The 16,118-nt window shown below is 48.4% G+C and carries 25 protein-coding genes, 1 tRNA gene and 1 pseudogene; 22 read left to right on the top strand and 5 right to left on the bottom strand.

Going from position 1 to position 16,118, the window contains the following annotated elements; all coding sequences use genetic code 11:
* The 15 genes from JCM14467_RS16730 to JCM14467_RS06640 all read left to right on the top strand — a co-directional run.
* The coding region (locus JCM14467_RS16730) for a hypothetical protein (protein WP_252900973.1) at positions 1–263 on the top strand (263 nt) is incomplete at its 5' end.
* A 1,421-nt stretch (positions 264–1,684) separates the two neighbouring features.
* A complete protein-coding gene (locus tag JCM14467_RS06680; protein ID WP_054849566.1) occupies positions 1,685–3,157 on the top strand; it encodes a hypothetical protein in 1,473 nt (490 codons plus the stop codon).
* Positions 3,158–3,161: 4 nt separating this feature from the next.
* Entirely contained in the window at positions 3,162–3,806 is a 645-nt protein-coding gene (locus JCM14467_RS06675; protein WP_252900972.1) for an aminotransferase class I/II-fold pyridoxal phosphate-dependent enzyme, read from the top strand.
* Positions 3,807–3,979: 173 nt separating this feature from the next.
* Positions 3,980–4,225, top strand: coding sequence for a hypothetical protein (locus tag JCM14467_RS06670; RefSeq protein ID WP_054849565.1), 246 nt, complete (start codon positions 3,980–3,982; stop codon positions 4,223–4,225).
* Positions 4,226–4,637: 412 nt separating this feature from the next.
* On the top strand, positions 4,638–4,778 hold the full coding sequence (locus JCM14467_RS16725) for a hypothetical protein (protein ID WP_252900971.1): 141 nt from the start codon (positions 4,638–4,640) through the stop codon (positions 4,776–4,778).
* 97 nt (positions 4,779–4,875) lie between these two features.
* A complete protein-coding gene (locus tag JCM14467_RS06665) occupies positions 4,876–5,100 on the top strand; it encodes a hypothetical protein (RefSeq protein WP_054849564.1) in 225 nt (74 codons plus the stop codon).
* A gap of 9 nt (positions 5,101–5,109) precedes the next feature.
* Positions 5,110–5,277, top strand: a complete 168-nt coding sequence (locus JCM14467_RS16720) for a hypothetical protein (RefSeq protein WP_252900970.1) — start codon at positions 5,110–5,112, stop codon at positions 5,275–5,277.
* A 171-nt stretch (positions 5,278–5,448) separates the two neighbouring features.
* Positions 5,449–5,943 carry a hypothetical protein gene (locus tag JCM14467_RS06660; protein WP_252900977.1) on the top strand — a complete coding sequence of 165 codons (495 nt, stop codon included), beginning with the start codon at positions 5,449–5,451 and terminating at the stop codon, positions 5,941–5,943.
* 73 nt (positions 5,944–6,016) lie between these two features.
* Complete coding sequence (locus JCM14467_RS19425) at positions 6,017–6,148, top strand: hypothetical protein (protein WP_256359222.1); 132 nt, start codon at positions 6,017–6,019, stop codon at positions 6,146–6,148.
* 3 nt (positions 6,149–6,151) lie between these two features.
* Complete coding sequence (locus JCM14467_RS16715) at positions 6,152–6,310, top strand: hypothetical protein (RefSeq protein WP_252900969.1); 159 nt, start codon at positions 6,152–6,154, stop codon at positions 6,308–6,310.
* 81 nt (positions 6,311–6,391) lie between these two features.
* Positions 6,392–6,556: a hypothetical protein gene (locus JCM14467_RS16710; RefSeq protein WP_252900968.1), complete on the top strand. Its 165-nt coding sequence runs from the start codon at positions 6,392–6,394 to the stop codon at positions 6,554–6,556.
* 54 nt (positions 6,557–6,610) lie between these two features.
* Entirely contained in the window at positions 6,611–7,321 is a 711-nt protein-coding gene (locus tag JCM14467_RS06655) for an ABC transporter ATP-binding protein (RefSeq protein WP_054849562.1), read from the top strand.
* Positions 7,318–7,797, top strand: coding sequence for a hypothetical protein (locus JCM14467_RS06650; RefSeq protein ID WP_054849561.1), 480 nt, complete (start codon positions 7,318–7,320; stop codon positions 7,795–7,797). Before JCM14467_RS06655 ends, JCM14467_RS06650 begins: the two co-directional genes overlap by 4 nt.
* Positions 7,794–8,390, top strand: coding sequence for a hypothetical protein (locus tag JCM14467_RS06645; RefSeq protein ID WP_054849560.1), 597 nt, complete (start codon positions 7,794–7,796; stop codon positions 8,388–8,390). Before JCM14467_RS06650 ends, JCM14467_RS06645 begins: the two co-directional genes overlap by 4 nt.
* Before the next feature lie 91 nt (positions 8,391–8,481).
* Positions 8,482–8,811, top strand: a complete 330-nt coding sequence (locus JCM14467_RS06640; protein WP_054849559.1) for a hypothetical protein — start codon at positions 8,482–8,484, stop codon at positions 8,809–8,811.
* Here JCM14467_RS06640 and JCM14467_RS06635 read toward each other — a convergent pair whose 3' ends face one another.
* Positions 8,812–9,609: an SDR family NAD(P)-dependent oxidoreductase gene (locus JCM14467_RS06635; protein ID WP_054849558.1), complete on the bottom strand. Its 798-nt coding sequence runs from the start codon at positions 9,607–9,609 to the stop codon at positions 8,812–8,814. It lies immediately after the preceding gene.
* A 346-nt stretch (positions 9,610–9,955) separates the two neighbouring features.
* Here JCM14467_RS06635 and JCM14467_RS16705 point away from each other — a divergent pair, with 346 nt between their 5' ends.
* The 3 genes from JCM14467_RS16705 to JCM14467_RS06625 all read left to right on the top strand — a co-directional run bounded on the left by JCM14467_RS16705 (position 9,956) and on the right by JCM14467_RS06625 (position 11,472).
* Complete coding sequence (locus JCM14467_RS16705) at positions 9,956–10,303, top strand: hypothetical protein (RefSeq protein ID WP_252900967.1); 348 nt, start codon at positions 9,956–9,958, stop codon at positions 10,301–10,303.
* Between the two features lie 81 nt (positions 10,304–10,384).
* Positions 10,385–11,050 (top strand): AAA family ATPase, encoded by a 666-nt coding sequence (locus tag JCM14467_RS16700; protein WP_252900966.1) that lies wholly within the window; start codon positions 10,385–10,387, stop codon positions 11,048–11,050.
* 38 nt (positions 11,051–11,088) lie between these two features.
* Positions 11,089–11,472, top strand: a complete 384-nt coding sequence (locus JCM14467_RS06625) for an aspartyl protease family protein (RefSeq protein WP_054849557.1) — start codon at positions 11,089–11,091, stop codon at positions 11,470–11,472.
* Here JCM14467_RS06625 and JCM14467_RS16695 read toward each other — a convergent pair.
* Positions 11,420–11,638 (bottom strand): hypothetical protein, encoded by a 219-nt coding sequence (locus JCM14467_RS16695; protein WP_252900965.1) that lies wholly within the window; start codon positions 11,636–11,638, stop codon positions 11,420–11,422. The two genes, JCM14467_RS06625 and JCM14467_RS16695, sit on opposite strands and share 53 nt — an antisense overlap.
* A 6-nt stretch (positions 11,639–11,644) precedes the next feature.
* On the opposite strand from JCM14467_RS16695, the gene JCM14467_RS06620 reads away from it, so the two are divergent.
* The 4 genes and pseudogenes from JCM14467_RS06620 (at position 11,645) to JCM14467_RS06605 (ending at position 14,876) form a co-directional block, all read left to right on the top strand.
* Entirely contained in the window at positions 11,645–11,866 is a 222-nt protein-coding gene (locus JCM14467_RS06620) for a hypothetical protein (RefSeq protein WP_252900964.1), read from the top strand.
* Between the two features lie 204 nt (positions 11,867–12,070).
* Positions 12,071–12,706 carry a phosphoribosyltransferase family protein gene (locus tag JCM14467_RS06615; RefSeq protein WP_054849556.1) on the top strand — a complete coding sequence of 212 codons (636 nt, stop codon included), beginning with the start codon at positions 12,071–12,073 and terminating at the stop codon, positions 12,704–12,706.
* Positions 12,699–13,758 (top strand): annotated as a pseudogene (locus JCM14467_RS06610) (DUF1297 domain-containing protein). The gene JCM14467_RS06615 and the pseudogene JCM14467_RS06610 overlap by 8 nt, the downstream one beginning before the upstream one ends.
* A 62-nt stretch (positions 13,759–13,820) precedes the next feature.
* Positions 13,821–14,876, top strand: a complete 1,056-nt coding sequence (locus JCM14467_RS06605) for a formate--phosphoribosylaminoimidazolecarboxamide ligase family protein (RefSeq protein WP_054849577.1) — start codon at positions 13,821–13,823, stop codon at positions 14,874–14,876.
* Positions 14,877–14,878: 2 nt separating this feature from the next.
* Here JCM14467_RS06605 and JCM14467_RS06600 read toward each other — a convergent pair.
* From JCM14467_RS06600 to JCM14467_RS06595, 3 genes are all read right to left on the bottom strand, one after another.
* Positions 14,879–14,998, bottom strand: a tRNA-Ser gene (locus JCM14467_RS06600).
* Positions 14,999–15,055: 57 nt separating this feature from the next.
* Positions 15,056–15,193, bottom strand: a complete 138-nt coding sequence (locus tag JCM14467_RS16690; protein ID WP_252900963.1) for a hypothetical protein — start codon at positions 15,191–15,193, stop codon at positions 15,056–15,058.
* Positions 15,193–15,981 (bottom strand): dienelactone hydrolase family protein, encoded by a 789-nt coding sequence (locus tag JCM14467_RS06595; RefSeq protein WP_054849555.1) that lies wholly within the window; start codon positions 15,979–15,981, stop codon positions 15,193–15,195. Before JCM14467_RS06595 ends, JCM14467_RS16690 begins: the two co-directional genes overlap by 1 nt.
* Positions 15,982–16,118 lie beyond the last annotated feature (137 nt).

Here is a 16,118-nt window from a genome sequence, read left to right as displayed (position 1 = left end):
AATACGACGTTGGCAGTAATGGCTTAATTAGTCAGGTTTGTGAGTATGTGTATCTACCAACTAATGGTCAAACTTACTCCAAATGCATAAGTATCCCATCCCAATACACGAATCGTTGGTACAGGTCCAACGTGGTCTGGGCTGGAGCCAATTACACCACCGTGTACTTTAACCCCTTTGGCACTGGCGAATTCCAGTTCTGCTCCAACGTGAACCTATACCAAGCTCGCTGGTTGATAATACTGCTGAGAATTCAAACGTGATTTACACACCAATGTATGACCAAGGAACAACATGTAGCATGTACCAAGACTTCCAAACATAACGCAGTAGTTAGCCCATGATTCAAAATCAAAATTCCCATCTTTTCATTTTCTTTTCACCCACATCCTCCTCATATCAATCCCCCATCACCATTCAAATCAACCCTCCGTGAATCCTCAATTCCGATTTCGGGAAGCCTATATAAACTACTTAGTTATTTTGGGAGGTTGACCAGATCTAGGCGATGAGTCCCCAACCAAACCACCCGGGAACAGCCCGGGCGGAAGGTTGGGGATGATCCAGGGTGTGGGCTTACAGCATCCCGTGGGTAGTGCGCTGACTCAGGCGACGAAAAGCTCATTGACTGCGCATGCAGTCAATACCTTAATGGTAATGACGATACCGATAATAACAACGCTCAAGCCACCTAACCATTAAGATACCAAGCCACCTCTTTCCCTGCCCTTCCTCGGCCCCACTCCCTCCCTCAAACCCCTTGTTCGTCCTCCCCGCCCCTCCTCCCCCGCACCTTGCGAGCCGAGAAGGTCAGGAAGCCGAGGCTCCCCTGGTTAGGGGGGCTCTCGGCGAATGAGGCATGGGCTGTGAGGAAGACGCGTCCCTAGCCCGAAGGGCCGAAAAGCCGAGGGCGCCGTCCGCGGGACCGCGGTGCGGAGGACGCGTCCCAAGCGGAATCCCGCGGAAACGGCGGGGAGTCGGGGCCGAGGGATGGGCATGGGGAATCGAATCAACGCCTAGGTGAAACAATGAACAGCAAACCCTAGGTTGGAGAGGATAAAGTGCATCCATTACATGGAGGAAGTGATATAATGTTTCACGAAAACGTGGAATAAGTCACCAATGAGAGAGCCATAAAACGAGGAAAAGAGCAAGTAGTTCCTAGGGCTTTGCTGGACAAGCGCCTAGTTGAGCCAACGATGAGCGTGGAGCAAAGGGTATTTAAACAAGTGATACGAGAAAGGCAATAGCCCCTACCTGGGGCAGGACTTCTCCCGCCCATGGGGACAGCTGAGGGGAGGCGCCTCGCCGGGTTGCCCGGTGGGGCGCCAACCCACCCTAACCCGATTATTCCATCCTTGATTCCTAATTCATCCTCGGGCGGTGGGTGGTAAGGCCCCACCGGGCGACTCCTGGCGATCCTGCCGGGAGGAGGACCCCGGTGGGGCGTCTCCTCTCGGTGGTCCCCATGGGCGGGAGAAGGGAGGAAATGGACCTAGCGATGAGCCGTGGGTTGCCGGGTATCTCCACCGGTTCGGAAGAACCGGTGGGGTCCCACGGCGAGCTAAAATCCCCTAATCCTGCCCCAGAGTCTGGGGCTCGGGCTCCCGTACCACCGACCGAGAATACCTCGGTCGGGAACCCGGCCGGGGGCCCAAAAGCGGACGCCGCACCTACTGGACCATTGCCTAGCGCCAATAATGACCCTGTTACTAAGTCGCTTGAAGTACTCGGTAATAGTAGAGAGGTGATAGGGCCTGGGGTCTTACCGCAAATCCTGGGTGAGGAGGAGAGGATTAAAGTGTTAGTTGATGAAGCTATTAGGAGACTAGAGAGGTTTAATGCTGATGAGCTCTGGAGGAAAGAGATGGAGGAGTGGTCTATCATTAGGGAGAGATTGAGGACTAGTGGTTTTTCAGAGCTTGTTAAGGTTGTGGAGGAGATTGAAAGGTATATTGCGTATGTGAGGGATTGGTTCATGAATCATAATGGTGAGGTAAGGATGATTATTGAGGCGTTAAAGAGTGGAAAGACAGTAATAATGAGGGGTAAGAGGAGTTTGAGTGTGGTGATTAATGGGGTCGATATAGATTTAATGATTGAGGAGATTGATGGTGGCGTAATAGTTATGATGACTTTTGAAAGGTTAGGGGGACTCGTTATAGATGTGCCTAAATTACTTGTTGGTGATGCTGTGGCGCTATTGAAAATGGGATTGGAGTTGGCTGATGGCGCGCCGAAACGTGTGAGTACCGCAGGGGCACGTATGGTAACCGCAAATGATTGGCAAGTACTATTATGGATGGTATTAAATTATGGTTCATGCAGCGTAAGAATCATTGGTGTAGACTTGAATAAAGAGGAACCAAAGGTAAAGTGGAATGTTGTTCCGGAAGCACGTAGTATAAAGCATTTACCTGCATCGGTGTTGAAATCCATAATACTGAGTATGGACTTAACACAGCTAAAGATACTATTGCTGGGCGGTATCCTGGGGGATGGCTCTGTGAAGCTTCAGCGATATCGTGGTCAATATGTTTACCCAGTTATAACGTTAGTATTTGGGGAGGGTAAGGTTTGGAGCGTGGTTGCTGAGCGATTGGGGCTTCGCCCATATTCGAATAGAGGTAAGTACGTAATTTCTATAAATGGTGCTAAAGCAGTGAGGTTCGCAAGAGATGTTCTTAATGCATTGCCGGAGAGGGTAAAAGACCTACTTAGTGCCTTAGCCATTGAAAAGTGGGCAAGGTTGATGTCAATTGCTGAAATGCATTTTCGCGGTAGATATCAAATAGATATTAATGGAATCGCCTTTTCTATCAGGATAAGTAAGACAGGAATTAGCCTAGAACATAGGGAGGTGGAGAAGGATCGTGCGGTGCAAATTTATAAGCAACTTAAAAATGATTATAAGGTAAGGTTAAGGCGCAGGAAAAAGGGGTACTACGTGGTGATAAGACTATCAGAGCTCAGTGATGAGGAGGTAATGAAGAAGATTATTAGATTGCTTTGTATGAAATACCAGGAGTACCGAGAACGGGGAATATACGAGAAAACAAGGCAGTCGATAATTAATGCGTTAAAAAGGAGGCCTTTAAGGAGTTTCATACCCATAGAGGGATGCTGTAAGCCCACACCCTGGATCACCCCGCCATGAGCCTATGGATCCAAACAACCCATTTGGCATATTCCTTGGCAGGAAGTTGCTTTGGGAGTTGAGTGATGAGTTGAGGAGGAGGGGTGCCTATGCCGTGGTTGATTCGATATTCCTGGAGTTCGTGGAGAATAACCTGAGGGATTTACCGTTGGAGAATGTGGTCTTTACCTTCAGCACGTCAAAATTCTACACTATGAGTGAGGTTAAGGTTGGTTGGGTTGTGGGTGATGATAGGGTGGTTAGGGAGGTTAATGGGATAATTGACCTGGTGAGCCCGCTGGTTATTGACCTTAACCTTAGGTATGCATCGATATTGCTGAGGAATAGGGGTTGGGTTAGGGAGAGGAACTTGGGCGTAATAATGCCTAATGTTGATACGATGAGGAGGTTAACTAGTGAGGTTGGTGATTACGTGAGTATTAGTTACGTTGAGTATATGCCCATACTCTACATGAGGGTTAAATGTGAAGGTCTCACGGGAAGCTCATTTGCAAATAAGTTACTGAGTAGGGATGTCCTCACAGTACCTGGGCAATACTTCGGTAGGGATGATGGAGTCAGGGTTGGGTTGGGGTCTGTTGATAAGGATGTTTTTGAGACAGCCATGAGGATTGTGGTTAATATGATTAGTGAGGAGTGCCGAGGATAATGGGATGGGCTCCCGAGCCCGACGGATGCCGACTCACCGGCCCACGGTTTCGCGGGTCTTGTCGGCGCGGGGAACCATTACTATGAAATACAATGCAGCAAATAAGCCTTACTCAATGATTGTAAGTGCATTGGTTATTTAAGTGGGCGCATAATCTAGGGTTAGGTAGGGGTATGGATTTGAGAATAGTTGCCGCTTTGGTTATTGGATTACTAATAGTGGCTGTCGTGATTATTCATTGGCTCAGTACCTCGAGTCACGGCAAGAAATATGAAATAGGCGGTATCAGTAATAACGTAAATACAAACATTGCGGGAAACTATCATGACAACCATGACAACGTTAATTATACCACCATCATGATTGAGAGAAGCGAGATAGCTAAGAATAGGCATGTGGTCAGGCTGTGTAATAGTTAATCAGCGACGGGATTGATCATCAAGGCTCAGCTCCCCGGAAAGGAAACATCATCCAACGGAAACATCCGTAAAGGTGTAACTCATCAATAATCAGCAAACCCCGCCAGCGTCATTGAAGTCCAGAATCACTGATTGCTGAGCCTATTTAAGGATGCGCCATTTAGAATAACGTTGATTACTTGTGTGGGATTTGAATTATGCGGGTAATTAAGGTCGAGATGAAACTATACTGGGTTGATTTATAATAAGTGGCTAGGGCGTTTAAATAAGGGGTAGAGTTGATTGGCTTTAGTGTAATGATGGGAAGATCGTGTGTTGAGATTATACATATGTTAAGAGTTGAATTTTGGGGTTATCGCATTGATTTGGAGTTGAAAGTTAAGTCTTAATACAAATTAATCATAATTAGGATTTGAGGAGTTGGTTTGTTTATAGATCGCCATTCAATGATTTTGATAATTTAGGTAGAGTCATTGAGTGGATTCGGGCAAGGAAGGATGTACCGTATATCCGTGTTTTCCTGGTAATGCCGAGCATTGGTTTTGGTCCTTGAGTATTCCGTTTAGAGTGAGGGTGAGGTTGGTTATGTGCTTTGGGGTGATAGGGCATCAGTCCGGTAAACATTAGAGGTTATCAGTGATTATGTCGGTTTGCCATTTAGGGGTCTCGTTGATAAGTACGTTGATGCACTATTTAGGAGGAGAGGTGTTGTCGATAAGATAAGGGGTAGGCCTAACGTGTCGGTTATTAGCGGTGATTCCGTTGGTGATAAAACTAGGACTGTCGTTATTGAGTGTAAGTTCTCCGAGAGACAACCGCGGGTAGGTATAAGGTCATGGACTATATGTATGGGTATAATGCTGACCTTAGCATAGTTTCCTGGCTTGAATACTAGGTTTATCTATGTTGAGGAGGATGGGGCAACGGCATCGCTTTGGGACTTGGTAGGGAGTAACGGCTTTGTGGAGATTTCATTAAGTAGTGGTAAGAGACTTTACATGGTTAGGGTGGACCCTGGTGAGTATGATGGTGGGGGTGTGGAGTATTGTTAAGGAGAGACTATTGAAAGTGCTTAGTTCTAGGTTCAATGATTAGGGGTAATGTGGGTTTAGGCCCCGTGTTTGTTGGCGGGGTATCTTTGTGATTGTTAATTTGGTTAAATTTATTTGTTGATGTGAATGTTTATTGCTGGGTTGGGTGAAATTGGTTTTTATACTTAGTTGGTGTTCCTTCTTATGATGGGTGGGTCTAGGTTTGTTGTTGCTCTTGGTGACTTCATTGTCGTAGCTCCGTTTAGTGGTGGCGAGGCTAGGGCTTTGTTGAGTTTGTTGAGGGTTTTGTACATTGATTACTTGGGTGCTTATCGTGATTATCGTGGCGTCATTGTTAATGTTGGTAAGTTCCTGCGTAGGTTAACCATTAGGATTGTTAGGGAGTTTGGTATAAGGTGTGAGGAAGGTAGTGCCCTTAGGCCCTGCCTCGTTATTTATGATGTCGGGCTTGACCTACCGCCAATGGTCTTTAGGGTCGGTGATGATGCTTACTTTGAGGATATTCTCCGTGAGGTCATTAGGAGGGCCTTCATTAGCTTTGCCGGTGACGTTCATGTTGGTGCATTTTACGTCTATAGGGAAGGTGGTAGGTTGAGGGTTGGTAATGATTACTTTAAGGCCGTTGTTGAGGGCGACAGGATATACATTGAGGATTGGAGACCATAACGATGAAGTGGCATGCTCAGCCAATGCATTAAGTAATCCCTTTACCCACCTGTTTAGGTGTTCCTGTAGCCCCATGGCTATTAACGCAAGGCCTACGGCCATTATCACGCCACCAGCCGTCCTCGACCAAGCCAGCATCAACGGCATGCCCAGGGATACCGCAACCAAACCGATGCTGAGCATGGCCATTGTGTTTAGCCCGTAATTCATGATCATGCGTATTAACGCGTATATTGACATTACCGTGAGTATAAACACGATTAGTATTATAACCACTTCGAGACTTATTAAGTCCATGGTCCCTATGAGTATTCCCGGCACTGCGCCAATGGCAATTGCCGTGACAGGTACCGCGAGGACAGCATAATACCTGCTAGCCGCTGCCCTTATTACCAGGGATCCCTGGGCCAGGTAGATTAGTCCAATCACCAGGAGCCCTAGGTCGGTAATGATAAATGACAGAGGTGGCATTACGTACGTCATTGCCGAGAGCAAACCGATAAAACTTAGGAAGATGAATAATGCACCAACAATGACCAACGCCTTGCCTAAATTCGCCATTATTCTCAAGTTCCTGGGCTCTGGCATAGGTTGTTATTGTTTAGCGACTTAAGTTAAAAGTATTATCAGCATAAGACTTATTAGCGTTACCGTAATTGCGAGTTTAATGTGTATAGTGGTTAAGGGCCTTGTTAAGCGCTTTGGCGGTGTGGTTGCCCTGAGCGGCATTAGTTTTGACGTGAGGTGTGGCGAGTCTGTCGCACTGCTCGGCCCAAATGGTGCCGGTAAGTCAACAACTCTCAGGATACTGGCGGGCTTATTAAGGCCCGATGCGGGTAATGCCTTCGTCTGTGGTTTTGATGTTCAGAGGCAGGTTAGGGAGGTTAAGGCCTGTATTGGTTATCTTCCTGAGGATGCCGTGCCATTCCTAAACCTGTCCGTTAGGGAGAACCTGGAGTACGTTGCCGTGCTCAGGGGTTTAAACGACTCAGTGGTTGATGAAGCGATCAAGCTACTCGGTCTCGAGGACCTTGCTGATAGGAGAGCCGCCACGTTGTCGAGAGGCAATAGGCAGAGGCTCGCCATTGCCCTCGCCATAATGCACAAGCCAAGGGTCCTACTCCTTGATGAGCCGCTTAATTACCTGGATATTCCGACCCAAGAGGCCGTGATTAAGATGCTTAGGGATTTGAATGCCGGTGGTACCACGATCCTGGTCTCCACGCACATAATGTCTGTGGCCGAGAGGTTGGCGAGCAGGGTCATCGTGATTAATAGGGGCAGTATTGTTTGGCAGGGGTCAATGAGCGAGCTTAGGGATACTGCGGCGAGCTCTGGTGAGCGTATTGAGGAGGTTGTGGCGAGGTTGATGGGATGAGACTCCTAAAGATAATTTACTTCGAGATTAAGCAATTATATAGTAGGTGGTTCATCATAATTTGGCTTGCAATGGCGACTTACAATATAGCCATTGCGGCGCTCCTAATAAAGCATGATGCTGAGACCGTGCTTAATGGCGTATTTTATGAATTAAGCTCATTCATACTAGTCCTCCTCCTAATGGCCCTTTCCATGGTCTCCACTAGGAGCTTCTTTGTTAAGTCTGCCATCGACTTTGTCTTCACAACCCAGATGGATCCAGTGGAGTACTACATTGCCAGGGCCATTGCTAATGGATTAATATACCTAATCACGTTCGTCACATTCACAGCACCTCTTGTAAGGCCCGGTATTGATGCTGCCTATTACGTGCTGATTCTATTACTCCTCACGAGCTTCTTCACGCTATTTACGGCCAATGCCTGGTACTTCCACAAACACTTAGGTTGCTCTACATTTCACCACTGCTCTTGATAATAATCCTAGGCTTTATAAGCCCCAGGCTATCTCCAATTTACGGCTTTGTCAATCCAAGCCCCACCTACGTGGCCTATGCCCTAGCCCTAACAGCCGTTGTCGTAGCCACAATACCGAGGAGACGCATCAGAGATTTAGCCTCAAATGCATATGAGGTGTTGGACGTCTCAACGCCATTACTCCGTAGAAGTGACGTTGATACGCTCGTAACCCACCTACCAAGGAGTCCCTGGGGGATCATTTGGTTCACGTCTACGAAGGTCTTGATAATACGCGGCGAGAGGACTAACATACTTAAGGTCCTGGTACCCCTATCGACCGTGACTGCCATTGTCTATTTAGTGATTACCGTGTTCCTCAGCAAGGTATTTATGGAATTTCTTGCCGCACCTTATCAATTTGGTAATTGGCAAGGGGATTTCGCGGTAATGACCTTCATTATCATTTACCTATACTTATTCATGCCATTAATGTTCACAATAAGCGGTGAGAGACTTTGGTTGAGCATGTCCATAGACCCAGCCCGGTACTTCAGGCTTAGGATGCTTGCTAGGACATTAATTGTAGCAATCACCCTATTGCCTGGGTAATTGCCTATATCATACAGGGCATTTACTTTAGACCAGCCATATACCTTGCACCGGCATTGATTGCCGCAATACTCATTACACCTATACTTAGTTGGTTACTGGCGGCCTACGTGGGTATTCCGCAGGTAGGGAGCTTAATATTGCCCAGAGACCTGTTGTCTTTACATTAAGGAGGACACTGATATTCGCACTCCTCTTCGCATCCCTGGGCATATTCATGGCACCCTATTTCCTAGCTCTTACTGCGGAGGTTACTCACTACGGCTTATTAAGCACGGTACTGAATTACGTAAGCGCCACCTTCACCGCATTGCTGATGATAGTCTCCGTAGCCCTCTTCTACCTAGTTGTGCTTTCCGAGAAGGGCCGTGGTGTTTGGTCCTGGCTCGTGAATAGGTTGTCGGAGGTTGGTTATGTTTAGTTACGCAGAGAGGAAGCCTCCATCGACTGGTATGGCTGCTCCATGTACATAGCTCGCCATGTCCGAGGCCAGGAATAGCGCCACCCTGGCAACCTCGTCTGGGTCGCCAAGTCTCTTAAGTGGCACCCTCATGAAGTACTCAACACCAGTCCTTATTATGTCGATCTTCAACTTAAGTATGGCCTCTTGTTTCAACCTCTGGACGCCTGGCGTGTTTATTCCACCGGCGATTATTACGTTGATCCTGAAGCCCCTTGGCCCGTACTCCTTTGCAAGCGCTCTCGTGAGTGCTATTATACCCATCTTACTTATGTCGTAATGCACCAGGTTCCTTGCAAAGGGTAGTATTGACTCTATGGAACCTATGTTTATTATTACACCGCCCTTATCGCCCCTACTCCTAATCATGCTTTGGCACATGTAGAAGACCGACTTTAGATTCACCGACAATGACCTCTCCAGCACCTCCTCATCAACCTCCAGGAAGTCCACGAATTCATAAACACCTGCATTATTAACGAGTATGTCGGGCTCCCTACCTTTTATGGAGTTCCATAGGTCGTCTATCTCCTTCTTCTTGGATAGGTCAACGCGGAAGGTATTAACGTCGACGCCGAACCTGCTCCTGACCTCACTAGCCACTTCACTAAGTCCAGCCTCATTAATATCAACGAGGTATAGGGAAGCCCCAGCCTCAGCAAACCTAAGTGCCATGGCCCTACCCATCCCAGAGGCGGCGCCAGTGATGAGGGCCCTCCTTCCCCTGAGTGATATTAACTCACTAATCGGTCGGCTCATATTACCGATATTATTATCACGACCCTTTTAAGCCTTAATCTAAGGGATGGAATAATACTCCTATGGACTTATATCAATTTGTGAAATATAAATTAAGTTTGTATGTATGGGAAGCAAAGTATTGTTCGATGAGTTTAGCCGTGTTAAAGACCATAACCCTTAGGTACTTATTCCTGGCTTTTCTGAAGGGTTATAGTGATCGATCCTGGCCTATGAATAGGCTATTCGGTTAATTACAATGTGGGTATAAATAATATTAAGTATAGTATAAGTGGTATTAATCATTAATTTAGCGTCATGTTGCGGTATTCTTATTAACTTCTGCCCCTGGAAGTAACTTCTGGGGGTGGAGGTGCTCTTTGATTTGGGACCGAAGGATAGTAGGCTTGAGCTCTTTGACAGGGATTCCGAGCTTAGCAGGCTCATTGACTATGTCGGTAGGTTGGGCATGCCCATAACGCTTGTCCTTGGTTTGCGTCGTGTTGGTAAGTCCTCTCTAATTCTTGTTGCCCTTAGGGAGCTTAGCCTGCCCCATATCTACGTTGATCTTAGGAAGTTTGAGGAAAGGCAATACTTATCATATAGGGATTTCATCCTTGAGCTTCAGCGTGAGGTCAATAACCTTACCAGGAGGTTTCCCGCACTAATTGGCTTTCTCAGGGGCATAGGTGGTGTTAGTATCATGGGTAATTAAGTCCTCTTCTCTTGGAAGGGTGTTGATAGGGTCTCCCTCACATCCCTTCTTGATGCCCTAAATGATTGGTCTGACAATGGGGTGATCATCGTACTTGATGAGGCTCAGGAGCTTGTTAAGGCTAGGGGCTTCAACGTACTGCCCGTGATTGCCTACGCCTATGACAACCTTAGGAGGGTCAGGTTCATAATCAGTGGTTCTAAGATGGGCTTACTGTACAGGTTCCTTAGGGTTAAGGATCCTGAGTCGCCGCTATTTGGTAGGGCCATGGGTATTGTCGAGTTGTCACTCTTCACTAGGGAGCAGTCCGTTGAATTCCTAAGGCGCGGCTTTGAGGAGTTGGGCATTGGGTTTAATGACTTTGATAAGGTTTATGAAGTGCTTGGCGGAATCCCTGGCTGGTTCACTTACTTCAGCATTAAGTATTATGAGTATAGGGACTTGGAAAGGGTCATTGGCGAGACCGTGAGTTACGCAACGGCATTAATTAGGCAGGAGTTCGAGAACTTCCTCGCCGATAAGCCTGCAGCTAGGGATAAGTACCTAACCATAATGAGGATCATAGCCAGGGAATGCGCGGGCTGGAGCGAGGTTAAACGCGGTCTCGAGACTGAGTTCGGCGTTGAGATTAGCGATTCTAGGATCAGTGATTACCTTAGGCAGTTGCTTGATTCATCCTGGATAATTAAAGTCAACAGTAAGTACTGCCCGGCGGAGCCGTTAATAGGCATGACATTTAGGCCCTAAGGTATTTAATGAGTGGGGTGGTTATTCCGTGAGGGGTCATGGGCACGTTCAGTGTTAGGGCTGTGATTTGGAATGTTGCCGAGCCCGCAAAATCAATTACCGTGGACCTACTCGTGGATACCGGCTCCACGTACACGGTAATACCGGGCAGGGTACTTGAGGAGTTAGGTGTCAAGCCCATTAGGGCTGTTAGGCTTAGGCTCGCTGATGGTAGGGTTGTCGAAAGGGCCCTGGGTGAGGTTGGTATCGAGGTTGAGGGCTTCAGGGCATCGGCAACGCCCGTGGTCTTTGGTGATGAGGGCATCTACCTACTGGGCTCGGTCACGCTTGAGCAACTCGGCCTGGCGCCTGACCCCGTTGAGAGGAGGCTCAAGCCCACTGAAGTACTGCTGATGGTGCTACGGGTATTGCCGTACTACTAACCTTATTAACCTCCAAGCCATAGCAATCAGTGATGGGTAATACCACCGCCAGGGTGAGGATTTGCAACCCTAAGGAGCCAACCAAGTGCATTGACCTGGACCTATTAGTGGATAGTGGCAGCACGTACACGTGGGTTAGGGCGTCAAGGCTTAGGGAGCTCGGCATAGAGCCATGGCAAGGGTTAGGTTTAGGACTATCGAGGGTAGGGTCATTGAGAGGGATATTGGCGAGGTTATCATTGAGAGCATGGGTGAGAGGGCCACGACAATAGTTGTCTTCGCCCAGGAGGGTGATGCGGAGGTTTTAGGGGCGTACTCACTCGAGGGGCTAAGGCTCGAGGTCGATCCCGTAACTAGGCAATTAAAGAAAGTCAAGGCGTTACTTGCTCTATGACTATTTGAGATCATTAAATGATTAGGGCGCGTTAAGATATTCTTAAACGGTAATTAGGTTACGCTTATTCTCCTGCTTGCCATCGCGTCTTAGCATGATCATGGTGGGGCTTTCTATATTTCATTAATTGTTTAAATATTTATCATGATAATTCCGTAATTTTTGGCGAGTAATTTTTAAATAAGTGTTGTAAATGGGTTTTTGATGGGTTCGTTAGGTGCCGGGTTTGTTAGGGTTTATGAGGGTCAGCCACTCCACGAGGTGGAGGTCTTTGGGCTTAGGCGTAGTTTGCCTATCGTGCCTGTTGGCGATGGCTTGTGGATTGCCTCAGACGCCAGGCTTGTCCTTGGTGATGTGGAGTTCATTAATAGGGCTGGCGCCGAGATTGCCAGGGCCGTTAGTCGCTATGGCCCTGAGGTTGTCGTTACTGCCGAGGCCATTGCCATTGCCTACGAGGCCGCCAGGGCCCTCGGCCATGTTAGGTTTGTGGTTGTTAGGAAGAGTGTTAAGGGCTATATGAGGGGTTACACTACCGAGAGTGTCAGGTCCATAACCACCAGGGAGTCCCAGATCCTCGTCCTAGACATGGATGATGCAGAGTTGATTAGGGGTAGGAGGGTTTGCCTATTCGATGATGTGGTCTCCACGGGTAGCACAATGAGGGCTCTGGAGGGTTTGGTCAGGAGGGTTGGCGGCGTTGTAGTGTGTAAGGCCTCCATCTGGCGTGAGGGTCCCTGGTACTCATCGAATGACTTGATATTCTTTGATGCACTACCCATTTACGTGTCCAGGGAGTTGTACGGTAAGTTATTGGGCGGTGGGGTGGTGATTGGTGAGTGAGGTTATTTCCAGGTATGACCTGGATAGGGTGAGCATTGCAACGCTGGCCAGCCACTCATCGCTCCAGATATTCCATGGAGCGAAATTCGAGGGGTTCAGGACGATAGCCATCGTGCTTAGGGATAGGCTTTGGTTCTATGAGCAGTTTAGGCACCTAATCGATGACTTCGTGATCCTAAACAACTGGAGGGAGTTGTGTAGCCCTGACGTGGTTGGTAAGCTCCAGTCCCTAAACACCATTTTGGTGCCGCACGGTAGTTATGTGGAGTACGTGGGCCTTGATTGTGCTGAGAGGATTGAAATACCCATCTTCGGGCTCAGGGGCCTCTTCAGAGTCGAGAGTGATCAGTGGGCTAAGATGGAATTGCTGAGGAGGGCTGGTATACCAATACCGAGGCTGTACGCGTCGGTGATGAGGTTCATGGACCCGTCATTGTTAAGCTACCTGGTGCCAAGGGTGGTAGGGGCTACTTCATAGCCAGGAGTGGTGAGGAGGTTATTAAGGGCGTTGAGGAGAGGGTTAGGGAGGGGCTTATTAAATCGCCTAGGGACGCTATTGTACAGGAGTACCTAATTGGCGTCACCACCTACTTCCATTACTTCTACAGCCCAATCCTGGGCAGGGTTGAGATACTGGGTGCGGACATTAGGTATGAAACCAACATAGACGGCCTAAGGAGGTTACCGCCAGACGTAATCATTGAGGTGGGCTTGAAACCAACCTTCGTCGTCGTTGGTAACCTACCCCTGGTCCTGAGGGAGAGCCTACTGCCCAAGGTGTTGGATTACGGCATTAAGTTCGTGGAGGAGACAAGGAGGAGCCTACCGCCAGGTGTCATAGGGCCCTTCTCACTGGAGGGTGTCATTGATGACGAGACCAACATAAGGATTTTCGAGTTCTCAGGCAGGATAGTGGCAGGCACGAACCTATACATAGGCGGTAGCCCATACTCATACCTATACTGGAATGAACCCATGAGCATGGTAGGAGGATTGCCAGGGAGATAAAAATGGCAATTGAGAGGGATGAGCTGGACAGGGTGGTCACATGATGGTTAGCGGCAAGTACAGTGTTGAGGAGTTACTGAGCGGTTATAAATTGAGTGTTGGCTCAATGCACATAGCCGCCGTCGCCAGCCACTCGGCGCTCGACGTGTTTGATGGAGCTAAGGATGAGGGATTCAGGACAATAGCCGTTTGCCAAAGGGGTAGGGAGACTACGTACCTGAGGTTCAGGAGGATTGTGGACATACCGCTAATACTCGATAGGTATGCCGACGTTGCCAGGGAGGACATAGTGGGTAGGCTCAGGTCATTGAATACCGTATTCGTGCCTAATAGGAGTTTCGCTGTCTACGTGGGTTACGACACGATAGAGGGCAGGTTCCCAGTGCCCATATTCGGTAATAGGTACCTGCTTAGGTATGAGGAGAGGATTGGGGATAAGACGTACTATAAAATACTCGACAGGGCTGGCATTAGGAGGCCGAGGACCTATGCATCGCCTGACGACATTGATAGGCCGGTCATGGTCAAGATGCCACATGCGAAGAAGAGGGTTGAGAGGGGATTCTTCGTTGCCGTGGATAGGGAGGACTTCTGGAGGAAGCTTAGGAGGCTCGTGAGTGATGGTGTCATTAACGAGACCGACATGAGTAACGCATCCATCGAGGAGTTAGTGGTCGGGGCCCACTTCAATGTTAATTACTTCAGGAGTGTGGCTAGGGATGAGGTGGAGATACTGAGTATTGACAGGAGGATCCAGACAAACCTGGACGGCTTGCTTAGGCTCACTGCGGACATACAACTCGAGATTAGGGATTACTTCGATGTTGAGATGATCGAGATAGGGCATGAACCAGCCACGATTAGGGAGAGCGAATTAAATAAGCTCTTCGAGGTTGGCGACAGGTTCGTAAAGGCTGCCGAGGAGGTTGAGCCGCCTGGCGTCATTGGGCCCTTCACGCTACAGTTAATGGTGACACCCGACCTGGACATCGTGGTCTTTGACGTGGCCTTCAGGATTGGCGGCGGCACCAACGTGTATATGGGCGTTGGTAGCCAGTACAGTAAGCTCTACTTCGGTAGGCCCATAAGCCTTGGTAGGAGAATTGCGATGGAGGTCAGGGAATGCATTGAGAATGATTGCCTAGGTAAGGTGGTGACTTGATGTGGTGGGGCCGCGGGATTTGAACCCGGGATCACTCGGGTTCGCGAGCCCGCAGGCCCTTAAGCTGTAGCCTGCGGTGGCTGCCCAAGCCGAGCATCCTAGCCAGGCTAGACTACGGCCCCGATACACCTAACTTACGGGCAGTTTTAAGCTTTTAGTCTCGAATAGCCACGTAATAATTAATGCCTATTCTTAACCTCATCATTTCCAGCCCTACCCTTCTTCTCCTTCAGCTCCAGCAATTCCACCCACGTTAGGAAGCAGTCCGTAACAACACTACCCGTTGATTCATACTTATTTTCATCACCCATGTCCATCACCCTAGGTACTTCCTGAAGAAGTTCACAGTCCTCTCCCACGCATCCCTAGCCGCAGCCTCATTATACACGGGCCCGCCCTCTGTGGCGAAGGCGTGGTACGTGCCTGGGTAGAAGGCCATCTCGAACCTGGGCTTGTACGTGATTACCGCCCTCATTAGGTCCGGTATTCCCTGGTTTATCATTGGGTCCTCGCCTGCGTATATGGTGAGTATTGCGCCCCTTATTTTGGCTACGTCACTTATATTCCTGGGGTTCCTACCGTAGTAAATGACTGATGCATCGAAGGGGACCCTAGTCGATGCCTCAAAGGCCAACCCACCGCCCATGCAGAAGCCTATTATTCCCATCCTCTCGACGTTGTACGTTGACTTCACGTAATTGTACGTATCAACTATGTCCCTCACCATCCTCTCCTCGGTCGTCTCCCTATTAATGACTAGTTCCTGGACTATCTCCCTCTCGGTTGGTGATAATGTACTCATTAACTCATTGATTGCATTCGGATCCGCCCTCTTCTCCGGCGGTAGTGACCAAAACCTCCTCATTACATTGGCAATGTTCTGCTCATTGAGTACATCAGCCCTCCTTGAGTATAGGTTTGGCGCCACGGCGAGGTAGCCTAACCCGGCTAACCGCCTTGCCACGTTCCTAATGAACTCGGTTATCCCGAATATTTCATGTATCACTATAACGGCCGACTTATACGGCGTGTCCGGGGTTACTTGGAAGGCCGTTAACCCACTTCCGTCACTCGCCCTATACCTTATGTATTCCTCCCTTGGCATGCTATAGTCATTACTTACTGCTTTATCTAGTTTTCGTTATCGGAATTAGGATGGGGAGGAGCTGTTATTTCTCATGCCCTTTAGAGATAATTTTTTTAAGTTTCTGCGTGTTCGTTCCTTGGTTCTCGAGGTTTTAG

This window comes from Vulcanisaeta sp. JCM 14467 (assembly GCF_001316245.1).
In the GTDB taxonomy this organism is placed as follows: domain Archaea; phylum Thermoproteota; class Thermoprotei; order Thermoproteales; family Thermocladiaceae; genus Vulcanisaeta.
Note: the sequence above shows the minus strand (reverse complement) of the source record. Positions and strands in the feature narration are given on the sequence as shown.

Bases quoted from the DNA above. Each gene is read 5' to 3' on its own strand.
- JCM14467_RS16690 (WP_252900963.1), bottom strand. From the start codon at position 15,193: ATGGACATGGGTGATGAAAATAAGTATGAATCAACGGGTAGTGTTGTT.
- JCM14467_RS06675 (WP_252900972.1), top strand. From the start codon at position 3,162: ATGGATCCAAACAACCCATTTGGCATATTCCTTGGCAGGAAGTTGCTT.
- JCM14467_RS06620 (WP_252900964.1), top strand. From the start codon at position 11,645: ATGGCAAGGGTTAGGTTTAGGACTATCGAGGGTAGGGTCATTGAGAGG.
- JCM14467_RS06595 (WP_054849555.1), bottom strand. From the start codon at position 15,981: ATGCCAAGGGAGGAATACATAAGGTATAGGGCGAGTGACGGAAGTGGG.
- JCM14467_RS06635 (WP_054849558.1), bottom strand. From the start codon at position 9,609: ATGAGCCGACCGATTAGTGAGTTAATATCACTCAGGGGAAGGAGGGCC.
- JCM14467_RS16695 (WP_252900965.1), bottom strand. From the start codon at position 11,638: ATGCCGAGCTCCCTAAGCCTTGACGCCCTAACCCACGTGTACGTGCTG.
- JCM14467_RS16715 (WP_252900969.1), top strand. From the start codon at position 6,152: ATGATCATGCGTATTAACGCGTATATTGACATTACCGTGAGTATAAAC.
- JCM14467_RS06605 (WP_054849577.1), top strand. From the start codon at position 13,821: ATGCACATAGCCGCCGTCGCCAGCCACTCGGCGCTCGACGTGTTTGAT.
- JCM14467_RS06625 (WP_054849557.1), top strand. From the start codon at position 11,089: ATGGGCACGTTCAGTGTTAGGGCTGTGATTTGGAATGTTGCCGAGCCC.
- JCM14467_RS06615 (WP_054849556.1), top strand. From the start codon at position 12,071: ATGGGTTCGTTAGGTGCCGGGTTTGTTAGGGTTTATGAGGGTCAGCCA.
- JCM14467_RS06655 (WP_054849562.1), top strand. From the start codon at position 6,611: ATGTGTATAGTGGTTAAGGGCCTTGTTAAGCGCTTTGGCGGTGTGGTT.
- JCM14467_RS16710 (WP_252900968.1), top strand. From the start codon at position 6,392: ATGATAAATGACAGAGGTGGCATTACGTACGTCATTGCCGAGAGCAAA.
- JCM14467_RS06670 (WP_054849565.1), top strand. From the start codon at position 3,980: ATGGATTTGAGAATAGTTGCCGCTTTGGTTATTGGATTACTAATAGTG.
- JCM14467_RS06650 (WP_054849561.1), top strand. From the start codon at position 7,318: ATGAGACTCCTAAAGATAATTTACTTCGAGATTAAGCAATTATATAGT.
- JCM14467_RS19425 (WP_256359222.1), top strand. From the start codon at position 6,017: ATGGCTATTAACGCAAGGCCTACGGCCATTATCACGCCACCAGCCGTC.